This window comes from Paenibacillus sp. CF384 (assembly GCF_900106745.1).
GTDB lineage: Bacteria > Bacillota > Bacilli > Paenibacillales > Paenibacillaceae > Paenibacillus_Z.
The window spans coordinates 731910-747606 of the sequence record NZ_FNNV01000001.1 but is presented as its reverse complement, the minus strand read 5'-3'; the positions used below and the strand labels follow the sequence as shown (position 1 = coordinate 747606).

General features: G+C 50.0%; 10 protein-coding genes. All 10 read left to right on the top strand.

Annotation, left to right across the window (positions count from 1 at the left end; genetic code table 11):
* Window positions 1-61: 61 nt before the first annotated feature.
* The 10 genes from BLW29_RS03400 (at window position 62) to BLW29_RS03350 (ending at window position 15666) form a co-directional block, all read left to right on the top strand.
* Window positions 62-592, top strand: a complete 531-nt coding sequence (locus BLW29_RS03400; protein ID WP_090976190.1) for a hypothetical protein — start codon at window positions 62-64, stop codon at window positions 590-592.
* A 446-nt stretch (window positions 593-1038) separates the two neighbouring features.
* Window positions 1039-1401, top strand: a complete 363-nt coding sequence (locus BLW29_RS03395) for a hypothetical protein (RefSeq protein WP_090976188.1) — start codon at window positions 1039-1041, stop codon at window positions 1399-1401.
* Between the two features lie 44 nt (window positions 1402-1445).
* Entirely contained in the window at window positions 1446-1916 is a 471-nt protein-coding gene (locus BLW29_RS03390) for a GNAT family N-acetyltransferase (protein WP_256208285.1), read from the top strand.
* 523 nt (window positions 1917-2439) lie between these two features.
* Entirely contained in the window at window positions 2440-3168 is a 729-nt protein-coding gene (locus tag BLW29_RS03380; RefSeq protein WP_090976184.1) for an amino acid ABC transporter ATP-binding protein, read from the top strand.
* 68 nt (window positions 3169-3236) lie between these two features.
* Window positions 3237-4085, top strand: coding sequence for a transporter substrate-binding domain-containing protein (locus BLW29_RS03375; RefSeq protein WP_090976182.1), 849 nt, complete (start codon window positions 3237-3239; stop codon window positions 4083-4085).
* Window positions 4086-4150: 65 nt separating this feature from the next.
* Complete coding sequence (locus tag BLW29_RS03370; protein WP_090976180.1) at window positions 4151-4804, top strand: amino acid ABC transporter permease; 654 nt, start codon at window positions 4151-4153, stop codon at window positions 4802-4804.
* A gap of 49 nt (window positions 4805-4853) precedes the next feature.
* Window positions 4854-5504: an amino acid ABC transporter permease gene (locus BLW29_RS03365; RefSeq protein WP_090976178.1), complete on the top strand. Its 651-nt coding sequence runs from the start codon at window positions 4854-4856 to the stop codon at window positions 5502-5504.
* A gap of 24 nt (window positions 5505-5528) precedes the next feature.
* The gene (locus BLW29_RS03360) at window positions 5529-6836 is read left to right on the top strand and encodes a sensor histidine kinase (RefSeq protein WP_090976176.1); all 1308 of its coding nucleotides are present in this window, start codon (window positions 5529-5531) and stop codon (window positions 6834-6836) included.
* A gap of 5 nt (window positions 6837-6841) precedes the next feature.
* A complete protein-coding gene (locus tag BLW29_RS03355) occupies window positions 6842-7741 on the top strand; it encodes a response regulator (RefSeq protein ID WP_090976174.1) in 900 nt (299 codons plus the stop codon).
* 437 nt (window positions 7742-8178) lie between these two features.
* The gene (locus BLW29_RS03350; RefSeq protein ID WP_090976172.1) at window positions 8179-15666 is read left to right on the top strand and encodes an immunoglobulin-like domain-containing protein; all 7488 of its coding nucleotides are present in this window, start codon (window positions 8179-8181) and stop codon (window positions 15664-15666) included.
* The last annotated feature ends 31 nt before the right edge of the window (window positions 15667-15697 follow it).

The window sequence follows — 15697 nt, the reverse complement described above, 5'->3', positions numbered from 1 at the left end:
TTCTGAATTCGCGACACGGTGTCGCATACATCCAAAGAAGTAACGTTTAAAGGAGACAGTTATGGCAACAAGGATTTATTTATTTTTAGAAGAAAAGGATTTCCAATTGGAGGCTTGGGAGGGTGCAAGCTCGGAATTTAAGCGTTGTGTCGATAACCATCAAATATCTGTCCGTCCAGGCTGTAATATAAACCACGCCAACATCGAAGTACGGTGCGCTGAAATAGGTCTGACATTTAGGTTTAATCTAAGGGATTTGAATCAAGAACAATCGTCGATGCTCAAGTCCATGGAGCAAAGCGTCGTAGAAGATTATGAAGATAAGGCGTATGATTACTGGGATCAGATTCCTCCATTCGGGGTCGTAGAGCTATACAGCATTGAGTTAGAGAGAGGAAAGAGAGCGACCGAAGCCGAAGTTAAAGCTTTCTTTGCATTGATATATAATTTCTTGCTAAAACATTTTATGATGTTCTCCTTCCGTGAGAGCGAGATCCAGTCAATACGATCATATATGATCGATTGGAGTAGTTGTATTAAGACGTTTACGCATAACGGCGAAATTGGCTATCGGGTGAAAAATTTCGGATAAACAGTCTCTTGTGCAGATATCAGAATATGGTAACATTTAACTAAATGAATGAAAAGGGGTGATTGTCATAAAGTTTGAATATACGGTCTTGAAAATGGAACATGATATTTATGGTGTTAGATATTATGTAGATGAAAGTGAACACACTCCAAAATTCAATGGCATCTCCCTCATAAGAGTTTTAAATATTCTTGGAGATGACGGGTGGGAACTGGCAATCAAAGAAAGCAAAAGTACATACATTCTAAAACGTCAGTTGAAATAGCATTTCCTTAAAGTTTCAAAATTCTATACTTGTTACGATAGTTAAGGAGCTTGCTACACGGCAGCTCCTTTTCATTTTGTTGAAGGAATAGGCAGTTTAGCGTGGTAATTGAGAATGGGAATACAATGAGTTTTTCATGATATGATTGGGAAGTGAAATATTAATAGAAGCGAAGGTGGTAATGATTAAAACCCCCGAACTTTATGAATTAGAATACTTATTTGAGTGTGAAGCCGAATTTATTGATGAAGGAATTCCTTGGCAATACACGACCGTTTCTTTCAAAATAGCACGTGGTAATCTAAGGGCTGAATTTGATCTTAAAGAGGCGAGTAATTGTGGACAAATAAGGTTGTATCTTGAGGAAGAAGAAATTAACAAGTTTTACATAGAGAACATCCTTAACCTCACAATAAAACGAATAAATGATTTAGAAAGCCTAGTCATCGAATTTGACAAAGAGAATTTTGTTATCCCGTTGGAATTACAAACCAAACCGACAATTAAGATTAGGTGGGGAACATCATTGGATTTACAAAGGTAAAGTATTGAACTCATGCTCTGTGGCGTAGCAGACGGGAGGACGACATGAAGCTTTACACTGATAAAATGAGTAAAGATGCAGCTAGCGATATCTTAGGTTGGAGATATGATGAACCGTATGATTTTTATAACAATGAATTAAGCCCTGAGGCGGGAAACGAGATGCTTGAGGGCTTATATTTTTCTGTGTTTGATATTGATAAAAGGTTAATTGGCTTCTTTTGTTTAGGAATCGCTGCACAAGTACCAAATGATATATATACGTATTCCCAAGCTTATATGGACACTGGCATTGGAATGAGACCTGAGTACACGGGGCAGGGAAATGGAACATCGTTTCTAACATTTGTACTTAGCTATATCGATAATAACTTCGAGATCCTCCCAAAGCGACTTACGGTAGCAAAGTTTAATCAAAGAGCAATATGCTTGTATAAAAATTCGGATTCAGCCAGGAAATTGAATTTAGTAAAGGGTCGACGGAGTTTATCACCATGGCTCAGAGCAATGCATTGAAATAACGGGCACTTCATTTAGGCGACTTGAGAGGAGAATCGGAGTGTGTGCAAACAATGAAGAACTCTTGTCTTATTTACACAAGAGATTAGCCCATCTAAAAGAGAAAAAACTAGTTCATTTTTTTCAAGCAAGTGAAACTTTATATATGAAACAAGGAAGAATTGAAGAACTCATAGATATCATTAATCGAATAGAAACGGGCAACTTTGAATACCCGGACTATACTTAATAATCTTGAATTGAACTAACGGACACATACAGCGGAAGTCGCATAAACTGCGGCTTTTTTTATTTTTGTATAGTAGTTCTGGGCGATTGCTCAAAACAAAACCACCTCTTACCAAACCGTATTAGGACATTGTCAAAATGGAATAATCGCACTCACTTGTAAAAAAAATCACGTCTTTCATGTCGGATTCGTTAGGATTGCGTAGGTTTTCGTTATAGTTGTCTACACAGTATGTGAGTTCACATTCCATTTCCGCAGAGAAGTGAAAGGCGACGATAAGGAGGGATTGTGGTGATTGAATTTCAGCGGGTGGAGAAGCATTATGGCGATTTTCATGTGCTTAAGGGCATCGATCTTCGAATTGCGCAGGGTGAAGTCGTCGTTGTGGTAGGGCCTTCCGGCTCGGGGAAGAGCACCCTCCTTCGCTGCATCAACCGGCTGGAGGCCATTACGAGCGGCAGTCTGACCGTGGGCGGTGTCGACGTCACCAATAAGAAAACCGATATCAACAAGCTGCGGCGAGAAATTGGCATGGTGTTCCAGCACTTCAATCTTTATCCCCATCTGAACGTGATCGACAATATTACGCTCGCGCCAATAAAGGCACTCGGCATCACGAAGCCGCAAGCGGCGGTTACAGCCAGGATGTATCTGGAGAAAGTCGGCATCGTAGACAAGGCGGACGCGTTTCCTTCGCAGCTGTCCGGCGGGCAACAACAGCGCGTTGCAATCGCAAGGGCACTGGCGATGAAGCCGAAGATCATTCTCTTCGACGAGCCGACCTCCGCGCTCGACCCGGAAATGGTCGGCGAAGTGCTGGACGTCATGAAGACCTTGACGCACGAAGGAATGACAATGGTCGTCGTTACGCACGAGATGGGTTTCGCACGGGAAGTGGCGGATCGCGTCGTCTTTATGGACAAAGGGCAAATCGTCGAAATCTCTCCGCCGGAGGAATTCTTCGAGCAGCCTCGGGAAGAAAGGGCGCGCTTGTTTCTCAATCGCTTGCTGCGCCATTAACGGCTTGCGCGCAACCGAACTTGGCGTTCTAAACCATGCAATCCCATAACGGAGAGGGGTTTTAAGCTATGAAGAGAAGAAGTTGGATGACGCTTGGCATCGTTCTGACGGTTCTTTCCGCGGTTGTATTGACCGGATGCGGCAACAAAGAGGGAGGGGACAACGTCGGCGCGAACGGAAATTCGCCGTCTGAAGCGGCATCGGCGCTGGGCGATATCAAGAGCCGAGGGAAGCTCGTCGTCGGCGTCAAGTACGATACGAAGCTCTTTGGCTTGAAGGACCCGGCAAGCGGCAACGTCGAAGGTTTCGACATCGACATCGCCAAGGCGCTCGCTAAGGAGATTCTCGGCGACGAAACTAAGATTGAGCTGAAGGAAGTCACTTCCAAGACACGCATTCCGATGTTGAACAACAACGATATCGATATGATCGTCGCCACGATGACGATTACGGAGGAGCGCAGGAAAGAAGTCGATTTCTCCGACGTGTATTTCAAGGCAGGCCAGTCCCTTCTGGTGAAGAAAGGAAGTCCGATCAAGAGCATCGACGACATCAAGAAAGGCACGAAAGTATTGGCCGTGAAAGGCTCGACCTCGGTCGACAACATCAAAGCGAAGGTGCCGGACGCGACCATCTTGGAGTTCGACAACTATCAGGACGCATTCAGCGCGCTCAAAGCCGGACAGGGCGAAACGCTGACGACCGATAACGCGATTTTGTACGGCATGGCCGTTCAGGACCCGAACTACGAGGTTGTCGGGGAACCTTTCACCGATGAGCCGTACGGCATTGCGATCAAGAAAGGCGCAACCGATCTGCTGAATAGCGTTAACGAAGGATTGAAGAAGCTGCATGACAGCGGCGAATACGACAAGATGTACGAGAAATGGATCGGCAAAGCCCCGTCCGGGGAATAGAGGTTAGCGAACGACAGGATGGGTGGCCAAGCGCCACCCATCTTCTGCATATCGGGAGGGATAGCATGCCGGACATATCGATTTTTACGGACCATTTCGGAATCTATATGAAAGGGTTTGGCAACACGATCTGGGCGAGCGTCATTGCTTTACTAGGAAGCTTCGTTCTTGGGACGATCATCGCCGTATTCCGTATTTCGTCCGTCAAGCCGTTGCGGTGGATCGGGACGGCTTACGTCGAGTTCGTGCGGAATATACCGCTGCTGCTGGTTGTATTTGTGTTTTATTACGGCTTGCCTTCGCTCGGCATCACGTTAAGCGGATTCATCTGCGGTACGGTCGGTCTAATGGTATATACCGCCTCCTTCGTTGCGGAAGCAATTCGGGCGGGTATCATGAGCATTCCATCTGGACAGACGGAAGCGGCCAGAGCGTCCGGATTGACGTACATGCAGACGATGCGGCATGTCGTGCTTCCGCAGGCGATTAGAATCGTCATTCCGCCGCTCAGCAACCAATTCATCAACCTCGTAAAAAATTCGTCGATTCTCGGCGTCTTCGCCGGATTCGACCTGATGTATTATGGCGATCAGGTGGCCAGCAAGACGTATGCAACCTTCGATACTTATATCTTCGTCGCGGCGCTGTATCTCGTTCTGACTCTTCCCTTAAGCTTCGCCGCGCTTCAGCTCGAACGAAGGTTGGCCAAGAACGGATAGAAGTGCCGTGAAACGCAAAATTCGATTATAACTTTAGGAGGATCGGCGGATGGACATTGCTGGTGCTTTCTCTTACCATAATCTCATCTTCGTCATGAAAGGCTTCGGCATCACGCTCTGGGTTGCTTTCGTCGCGATCGTGCTGAGCTTCGTGCTGGGCAGCATCACCGGAACGCTGCGTTATATGCGAATTCCGGTCGTATCCCAAATCCTCGGCGTGCTCGTCGAGCTTATCCGCAATTTGCCGCTGCTGTTGATCTTGTTCTTCACTTATTTCGCGATGCCGGACGTCGGCCTCAAGCTGGGGGTCATGAGCTCGGCCATACTCGGTCTGGCGGTATTCGAAGCGGCCATGATCTCGGAGATCGTCCGCGGCGGACTAAGCTCCATCCCCAAAGAACAGGTCGAAGCCGCCCGTTCGTCGGGTCTCACCTATACGCAGACGGTTTGGCATATCGTGCTCCCGCAGGGACTGAGGCGCATGGTGCCGCCGATCGTGAGCCAGTTCATCTCCTTGCTCAAGGACACGTCGCTCGCCATCGTGATCTCGCTACCTGAGCTGATGCACAATTCGAAGATCGTCATCGCGCAAAATTTCAATTATACGCTGCCGATTCTGGCGCTTGTGGCTGTCTTGTATTTCGTGGTCAATTACGCGCTGTCGCTTGCGGCCAAGCGCCTTGAAAATAAATGGGGCTAACCAACCTCGGACGTTAGAAACCCGATGGGAGTCATTCCTATAGCCATACAAACTTGGTCCAAATCGGAAAGCATGCAAATTACCATCGTCGCCATCGTCGTAGCGGTTGCCGGGGAATTCAAGATCAACCCGTTCATCGGCGAGGTCTTTCGCATCGGTCTTGGCAGCAGCGCCTTTCTGTTCCTGCTTCTGCTAATGAGCCATCTGCCTTATTGGCGGACGGGGATCGCCGCCGGCGCGACGGTGCTGCTGTTTCGGGTATCGTTCGACGGAGCCGCCTCGTCCGGCACGTTCGATCTTCTGGGCAGCGTGCAGACGCACTTCTCCGCCATGCTCTTTTACATCGTATTCGGGGCCGGAATGGCCCTCATTCAACGCAGATTACATCAATTGAATCCGCTTATTCTCGGAGCGTGCGTGTCTCTGATCGACGTTGTCTCCAATGAAGCGGAGCTGCTGATGCGCAGCATCGCCTTCGGACTGCCGTATTTTCAAATCAATCAGTGGATGCTGATTTCGGTCATCGCCGTTGTTCGCAGCTACTTTACGACAGGCATCTACAGCAGTATAGCCGTACACCAAATGCGAAGCGTTCACGCCGAGCAGCAGAAACGGATCGAACAAATGATCAATGTCGGCAGCGGACTCTATGGCGAAGTCTTCTATTTGCGCAAATCGATGGATGTGATCGAACAGATTACCGCGAAGAGCCACGATCTGTACGGACAGCTGAACAAGGAAGGGCTGCATGACTATGGGCGATCCGTTCTCGGAATTACCCAACAGATTCACGAGGTGAAGAAAGATTCGCAGCGCATCCTGGCAGGACTGATGAAACTGGTCGACCTGGAGAGTGCCCCGGAAATGACCTTGGCGGAGATCGTCGAGCTTGTGGAAAAGTCGAACGGCGAATACAGCCGGATGCTTAAGAAAGAGGTGCGGATCGAGAAGGACATCGGCATCGATTACCTGACCGCGCACTATATCCCACTTATCACCGTGCTTAACAATTTGGCAGCCAACTCGGTCGAAGCGATCGAGCGGCATGGAACGATACGCATCCGGGTACGCGAACGCGGTGGAGACACCTTGTTTATCGTCAGCGATACGGGGACGGGGATCGCCGAACAGGATAAGGATATGGTATTCGAGCCCGGGTTTACGACCAAATTCAATCAGGAAGGCGTCGCTGCGACCGGCATCGGCCTCTCGCATGTTCGGGTTATCGTCGGCTCGTTCACGGGCAGACTTCTCCTTACGGAACCGGAGCGGGATACTGAAACCACGTTCTCTGCAGCTTTTCCAACAGTGAAGTTGAAGAAGGGAGTGTAGGTACAATGCTATCATTCTGTATTGTCGACGACGATGCGGTAAGCAGGCGGATGCTGCAGACGATTATCGAGAAAGGCGGCGTCGGTGAGGTGGTCGGAATGGCGGCGGGCGGCGTTGAAGGGAAACGGCTTGTACTAGACGAGAACCCCGATGTCGTGCTCATTGATCTGTTAATGCCGGACCAGGACGGGATCGAAACGATCACGCGGCTAAATGAGGAAGGGTACGAGGGAAAGTATGTCATGATCTCCCAGATCGAGAATAAAGAAATGATTAGCAAAGCGTATCAAGCGGGCATTGAATTCTATATCCAGAAGCCGATTAACCGGGTGGAAGTCAAAGCCGTGCTAGGCAAAGTGTGCGAGCAATGGCGAATGTCCCGCTATCTGAAGGAAATCAAACAGTCGATCGCGAAGCTGGATGACCTGAATTCAGAGCCGCCTGGCGTGCGTAAGAAGCACGATGCCAAAGAAATCATGCAGGTGATCTTAATGGACATGGGCATCATCGGTGAAAGCGGAAGCCATGATATCATCGAAATGATGTCATGGCTGATTGGGCGGCATCAAGGCGGGGGCATCCCGCCGCTGAAAGCGTTATACGAGGTCGGAGCCAAGGTGAGCAAGCCGGAAGGCGGCGATATCGAGAAAGAAGGGAAGGCGGTCGAGCAGCGCGTTCGCCGGACCGTCATCGCAGCATTATCCAATCTGGCGAGTATCGGCCTCACGGATTACAGCCACCCGAAGTTCGAGCATTACGCGCCGCTTTATTTTGACTTCGAGGACGTGCGTCTCAAGATGCGAGAAATCGACGAGAAATACCCGCAGGAGAAGCGCAAAGTCAATATCAAGAAGTTTCTTCAAGTCCTGTACTTGGAGACGCTTGATAAAATGAAACATCAGTAAAAAGCGTTGTTTATGATTCGTCAGGTCGTCAGTTTAACAACAAGGAGCAGTTTGCCACAATGGCAGCTGCTCTTTGTTATGTAGAGGTAACAGCAGATTTGTTGTTCATTTGGATTCATAGCCAGTTTTATTTAGGACAATAATGCCCTCGTAAGGAAAAGATTACCTCATAGAAACTGGATTTCAACACTCGTATGATAAGACTAGTCCTCCATATAGACAGAGTAACGCTGCGGTAGAGGAGTACAGGCTTAACAAGTAGGAAGAGGCGTTTTTTGCATGTTTTAGTGAAAGCGCTAACATGGTGTCGATTGTTGTCAAATGCGCTTTTGCAAGTTTGGCCATATGGAATCGTAGAGGTGATGCGATAGCGGGCATAAGGGGAAAGTGTTGTCTTGTTGCGCCTAAACTACATTAGATATGGAGGGAATTTTAGAATGATAAAAAGACGGTTGCTAGCCTATTTGCTTGTGACAGCGATGGTTCTTACTTTGTTTTCTCCACCGAAATCAGTTAGCGCAGAATGGGGAGATGCCGTACAGCTTTTGACTGTAAATGCAGGCGTGGATGGCAATACGGCCACGGCAACCAATGCGCCGGACGGACAGACGGCGTGGAGTTTAAATACAGGAACCTCTAAGGGCGGCGGTCCTTGGGATAACCTGTTCACGCCGAGCGTGTCGCCCTTGAAGGATTTATCGGCCTATAAAGACGGCTACTTCGTGTTCGAGATGTACATTCCCAATGCGAGCTTCAAAAATATGCAAGGAAATAACTGGCTCGTCATTGTAAGCGACAGCAACCCCTCTGGGGATAAGTTTAACACCGATTCACGACTGCAGCTTAATATAAGCGGGGTCACAAGCGCAGCGGTGGGCACATGGGCGACGGTCTATACGAAGTTATCGTCGACAAGTGCGGTAGCCGGGAATTTCAATGATGCCTGGCTAGACAAAGTAACCAGACTGGCTATGCATCTGCAATGGGATACCAGCGTTCCCAGCACCCCCGTTTTCATTAAAAACCCCCATTTCCAGAAAAGTACGTTAGGCGTTCCGCTATCACCGTCATCGGTTCCCGCACTTGACGTGGCAACTCGAACAGTAACTGCGAACGCACCGGCTAGCGGGCAAGCCGTGGAATTTGCCATAAGCGAAGACGGGAATGCTCCCTCATCCGGTTGGGTGGATGGAGTTAACAATGGTAGTGTTTATTCTTATCAATTTGCCGCATTGCCTTCAGCAGACACCTACTATGTATTCGCACGCACGAAAGCAGACGCCAGCTACAACTTCATCGGCGCATCGACAAGAACTACCGTAACGACTATTAACGAACAAACTTTGGTAGATACAGTGGCGTCGTCCCTGACATGGGATACGATTAAAGGCAGTAATACAATGGATAGCGATGTGAAATCAAGACTCAATCTCTCGACGGCAATAGGAACGACGAACGTAGCATGGTCTTCGGACAATGCGGCAATAAGCAGCACGGGAAGCGTGGATCGTTTATCCAACAGAGGCGTAGACAAGACTGTTGTGCTCACGGCGACGATAACCAAAGGTGCGGCAAGTGCTGTTAAAGCGATTACGGTGACGGTGAAAGCTGTGCCGGCGGCGGTCAACGCTCGGGCTGCGACGTATTTCCCTAATGCAAATGAGGGAGCGAATGCGATTGCGCCGGACGGAAATACCGCGTTTAAGTTAGGCGCTGGAAGAATCGGAGCAGGCGCTGAGCGGATTTGGGATGCCCGCTTTATTAATAGCAGCGGCAATCAGGATTTATTAGGTTACGCGAACCAGTATTTTGTGTTCGATATGTATGTTAATCATTCGGATCTTTTGAATGTTGCAGGAAACAACTGGATTGCCATAGCGGCCGGAGGCAACAACCTCGACACTAATTCGCGTCTTAGTCTTAACGTTAGCGAAATGCGAAATGGACCTGCTAACGGATGGATTACGGTATATGCGCAATTATCGGCTGCCAATTCTTCGAATGGTTTCAATCCCGTTAATCTGGACACGGTAGAAGCCGGGAGACTGCAAATGCAATGGGCGTCTGTACCCCAAGGCGACATCTATATCAAGAACCCGCGCTTCCAGAGCAGCTTGGATTCGCCGAAACCGATTCCCGCAGCCGTTGAGACAGCTGACAGCGTTACGTTATCGTCGGCTGCGCCGACCAACGGCCAAGCTGTGCAGTTTGCGGTCAACACTACGGGCAGCGCTCCTGTAGAAGGCGATTGGAAGACGGGTACACTCCATGAAGGCGTGTACGCTGCGACAATTGCAAAACCAACAGGCAATACCTATTATACGTTCGCACGCACGGCTCAAAGCACGCAGTATCCATTCGCAGGAACACATACCAGAGTGAAGATCGAGCATATTGACGACAATCAAGCTGTAACGGATGCTGCGGCTCAACTGACATGGGACACGATCAAGAATGGAAATGCGAACCAATCTGGCGTTAGAACGGCGTTATCCCTTCCAACAACGGGAGCGAGAGATACGGTTATCGCATGGTCGGCTAATCCGGCAGGTATTATAGAAACCGCAACTGGTAACGTCACCCGCGACCCGGACGAGGACATAACCGTAACCCTTACGGCGACAATAAGCAAAGGCAGCGCAACGCCTGTTCAGGTCCCGTTTGCTTTGACAGTAGCCAGTTTGGCTGATGAGCTTGCCGAAGTGTTCATTGACTTCAACGATTCCGGCACGTTTGTTCCATCGGGCAACAAGCTTCAAGGCAATGGCATTGGCATCAGCCTCGAAGGAGACAGTGTAGCCGTAGAGAGAGTAACTCAAAGCGCTGTCGGCGGCGTGAAGGTTGGCGACTTTCTTTACGTTATCGTAGACGACAATCGCCTTAAGCCGGTAAACAAGGTCGAACTGGCGGTCACCTACTGGAGACCGAGTGCAACCGGCGGTATCTCTCTGCACTATAACACCATCTATCCCGGCAGTTTCTCCGGATATGATGCCTATAGATCGGCCAGCATTCCGGCGGCGGGAAGCGGCAGCGCTTGGGTCACCTCGAAGGTTGTGCTTAACGGAGCAAACTATGCGATAGGCGCGCAGAATCAAGGGGCGCACCTTCGTTTCGCCACGGCGGGAGCCATCATTCAGAGCATTCGCATAACCGAAATTCCGCCAACGGACGCAGAAGCGGTACAGCTTGCTGCGGACGCGCTCAATTGGGATGCTATCAAAGGAGCAAATACGAGGCAAGATCTGGTTGAAACGAATTTGACGCTTGCTGCGGCTGGTGCGGCAAGAACGAACATCGCATGGACATCTACTAATAACGCGGTAATTAGCAGCAACTCCGGCGCGGTAGCGCGTCAAGAAAACAATGAAACCGTAACCCTCACGGCGACAATAAGCAAAGGTACTGCAGTACCGGTCGTAAAAACCTTTACGATCGTCGTTCGCGGAACGGGTACCGGTACCGATCAGGATGCAGTAAGTCATATGATTAGCAAACTAACATGGGATTCGATCAAAGGTGTGAATCCTTCTCAGACGAAGGTGTCGACGAATCTCGTTCTTCCGTCGATGGGCGAGAATATGACGGATATTACGTGGACGACGTCAGACGCTGCTCGGATAAACGCTGCAGGCGTGATCCCGACGGACCGTCCGGACGGCGGCGGTATCGTAACGCTCACGGCGACGGTCACAAGAGGCCCGGCAGCCGCTCTCGTATCCGAGAGCAAATCGTTCGTGTTGACGGTTCCGGGCAGGTACGATTATGCAAATTACATGAGAACGGCAATCTCGCAGGAAAACGACGCGAAAGATTGGGCGATATCGGACTATAACGTCTTGGCTTTCGGTGCAATAACGGAAGCGATGGCAGCAACGGAACATCTCTTGAATGTGGATAACAGAGAGGCCTTCCAAGCAGCAATCGACGCGGCTTATCGTGACGGCGGCGGAGTAGTCTATATTCCGGCGGGAACCTATGCGTTCCGTACGGAAACGACCGGCACCGTTAGCGTTCAAAGCGCGAACGGCAATACGACCTACGAATATAAACAAGTGTTGAATTTGCGGGCGGGCGTACAGCTCCGTGGCGAATGGGATAACCCGGATGCGGACCCATACGACGGTAAAATCGACGGAACTATACTCGCGGTATATGCCGGCAAGGCAACCGCTAATTATGACACGTACGTGGATTCCGACGAGCGTGAAAATCAAACAGGCGGGAAAAAGGTAGCCAACGTGTCCGATCGATTCATCGATATGGAACAGGGCACTGGCGTAACGAACCTTTCCGTCTGGTACCCCGAACAGGATCTTACTGCCGAAACCGTAGTGGAAGTCAGAGGCGAGGACGGTCAGAAGACAGGGGATACGGAGACGATTCATGGCATTCCGTATCCATGGACGTTCTATCAAAGAACCGGTAACAGCGTGACGCTGGATAACGTGACGCTCGTCAACGCTTGGGGAGGATTCATTTCGCTGCCGAGCGAAATGCATTATGTCCTGAACAGCAAGATAACAGCGCTCTACAAGGGCATCGTCATTCATACTTGTACGGACATCGGGCGTATCGAGAACGTCGACATCGACCCGAAATACTGGGCGAATTCCGGACTTGTCGGCGCACCGACTCTTGCGGATGCGAAGGCTTATACAAGAGCGAACGCTACCGGATTCATGATGCACCGTTCGGACTGGGAATATATATCCGGTCTACGCGTATCAGGGTATAAGACGGGGATGTGGATCGGGAGAGAACCGGGCGGCAACGAATCTCCGAACGCGCAGTTCTATGGAGTCACGACGGAAGACTGTCAAACAGGCATCTATATTGACAGCGTCAACGGTTTCGGGCTGCTGATCTCGAATTCGGCATTCGGAGGCGATACCTCAGCCTATTTCAACGAACGTTTCGACACATCTGTCCAATTCAACGGAGTGGCATTCAAGGGTCCGATTGTAAGCAACGCCAGAGGCGGCGTCATCTCCTTCGAGGATAGTTCATTCGACGAATATGACGACGGTTATGCGCTGAACTTCCTTAACCGAGGCAACGCCTTGGTCAGTCAGAGCAACTTCAAACAGGCGTCCAAACATGCACATCTCGGAGCCAACTTCGGATCGTTCAAATCGGTGAACGCCGGTTATAACCTGAACATCGAGAGCGCTAACCTTGCCGATCACATCGACAACCTTAATCTTGACGTTAAGGCAGACGGCACGAATACGACGGTTCAAAGCGTGAAGGACGTCGATTATCTGTTCGAACCTATTCCGAAGGACATTAAAACAGATATTGACGTACACCCGAGACCGGCATCGAACGCAGTGCTTAGACTCGACCTCCCGCGCTCGTTAACAAGCAATGCGCCGACCGTGGACATATCCGCTAAGCTGCAGGATGCGCTTGACTATATTAAAGTTCATCACGGTGGCGGTACGGTCTATTTGCCAGGCGGAAGATATCGACTGGATCATCCCGTAATCGTTCCGGCAGGCGTCGAAGTCAGAGGAACATGGGATGTACAGCACCATACGCAAGGCGGCGGAACGGCGATATTCACGACTTATACCGGCGGCGATGAGGGAGAGAACGGAGCTTCTCTAATTCGGCTTCTAGCTAATGCTGGTCTACGCGGACTTAGCATTACGCAAGCGAATATAACCAGTGTTACCCTCAGTAATCCGGACCAAACGATAAAAACGCCGTTCTTGGTACAAGGACAAGGCGCAGGCGTATATGCCATCAACTTAACGATTCCGATCGGGGATAAAGGCATCGACCTGGCGTCCTACCGCACCGACGGTCACTACGTGGATTATTTAGGCGGCACGCTCTTGCGAGCGGGCATCTGGGTCGGAGGAGGCTCGGAAGGCGGATTCATCCGAAATATGCAGCTTAATCCGCATTACGCGCTTAGACTTCCGGCAGGCCAAGGCTATACGGCTCCTTCCGGCGATCTGTACGGATTCGTGCAAAGATACCTCAGCGCGCTTAAATTTTCCGATGTGGAAGGCGAGACGATTTTCAACAATTTCGTTTACGGTTCGGTTTACGGCGTACACTTCCTGAAGCGAGACTTGGGGAATGGCGAATATGCTTATCCTGGCAAATTGACGATGATCGGTCACGGCTCGGACGGATGCGCTTATTCCTTGTATGTGGAAGACGCGGACGAACACACCACAATCATCGCGATCAACTCGGAATTGGTGAATACGAACATCGCGACGGAGCCGGACAGAGCGTACGTCAGAATGGGCGATACACCCAATACCGCGAAAATTCACCCTGATGCGGAACTTGTTCTGTACAACAGCGCGTTCTGGGGAAGCCCGAGCCTTGCAGGCGCGGTTGTCAATAACGGTATCGTCCGTTTCCAGCAAGCAAACTTCACTCAGCTGCCCGGTAACAATCCGGGGATAGACGTCCGCGGCGGTAGAGCGAAAGTATATTCTTCTTACTTCCAGCCGTCAAAGGACGGTCAGAATAATAACGTGTATGCGATGCTGCGAGACGGGGGCACTTCGATTGAACTTAGCAACAATTATTACGCATCCGGGTTGAGAAACAGCACCCCAGCCAACAATCCGTATGGCATCTACGGCTCTGACTTATTGGCGGAACCGTTTGTGTTTGGCTTCATCCAAAGCGGAGATCAGAAACAATTCAGCTTCAAGTATAATGTGAGCGGGAAAGTCTCCGCCCCTGGGACATTGACGATGGTTTCCCCGGCTGCTTATGCGGAAGCATTCACTCCTATCCCATTCGGCGCACTTGCTGCAGGAGAATCCGTAACCGTAGATTTACCGTCCTATGTTGCAGGTCTGATCACGTTCAAGCTGCAGCTCGAAGACGGGAACGAATACGCCTATACGGTAAAATTCGATACGGCTTACGCTGAGCAGGCAAGCTCCGCCGGCACGGGAAATCCGGCCAAGAATGCCGCGACTCCGGCATTCGTAATGGACACCGAAGATTATGTAACGGCGGGAACGTGGGATGGCCCGCAAGATCTCAGCGCGGAATCGCGTTTCGCCTGGGACGACAACAATTTATACGGGTACATTGTCGTTAAGGACGACGTGCACTTCAATAACCAGACGGGCGGGAATATATGGAGAGAGGATAATTTGCAGTTAGGCGTTGATTTACGCAATCCAGTAACCGACAGTACTACGCGGAATGAATTGGGCTTCGCGCTCAACAACGATAACGAAGTGATTACATGGGTGTGGACACGTCCTTCAGGCAGCAATGCGCCGACGGCTCCGATTACGGATATCGTGGCAAAGATTACGCGTGACGAAGAGACGAAAACGACGATTTACGAGTTGAAAATTCCGTTTAATACGCTTTATCGTAATCCTGCACCGGAGCTTGCGGACGGAAGAATCGGCGTATCGATCATGCTCAATGAATCCGACGGCCCGGATGAATCCGACGGCTCCAGAGGCACATTCGAAGTGGCAAGCGGACAATTAAAGAATTCAGAGATATTTACGGATTTATTACTGTTAAGCGATGGCGAGTACAAGGAAAGGCTTGAAGCATCGGCCAGGGCTGCCGTATCAAAGGCTCTCGGGTCTGGATCAGCTGCCGATATCGCGTTGGCTCGCAACTTTATCACGATTCTGGCAGACGGCGAAGTTAAGGCAGAGTTATTGGCGTCGCTTGAGCCACCCGCCACTGTTATCGGCGCGACGCCAACGGCTTACGTAGAGAAGCTCAAAGGGAATAAAAACAACTTGATTATCACGGTCAGGGAAAAGTATTCCGACGGTTCGTTTAATGACATTACCAAAACGTTCTCTATCCAAAATAACGCGAAAGGTACGTATGAAGTAGGCCCATATAAAGTCTATGTGGACACCAAGGGAAACACGCAAATCCGTGAAATCTATATTGTGTCTCCATAGCCAAGCCCGAAGGCGCCGGTGACAAAAACAA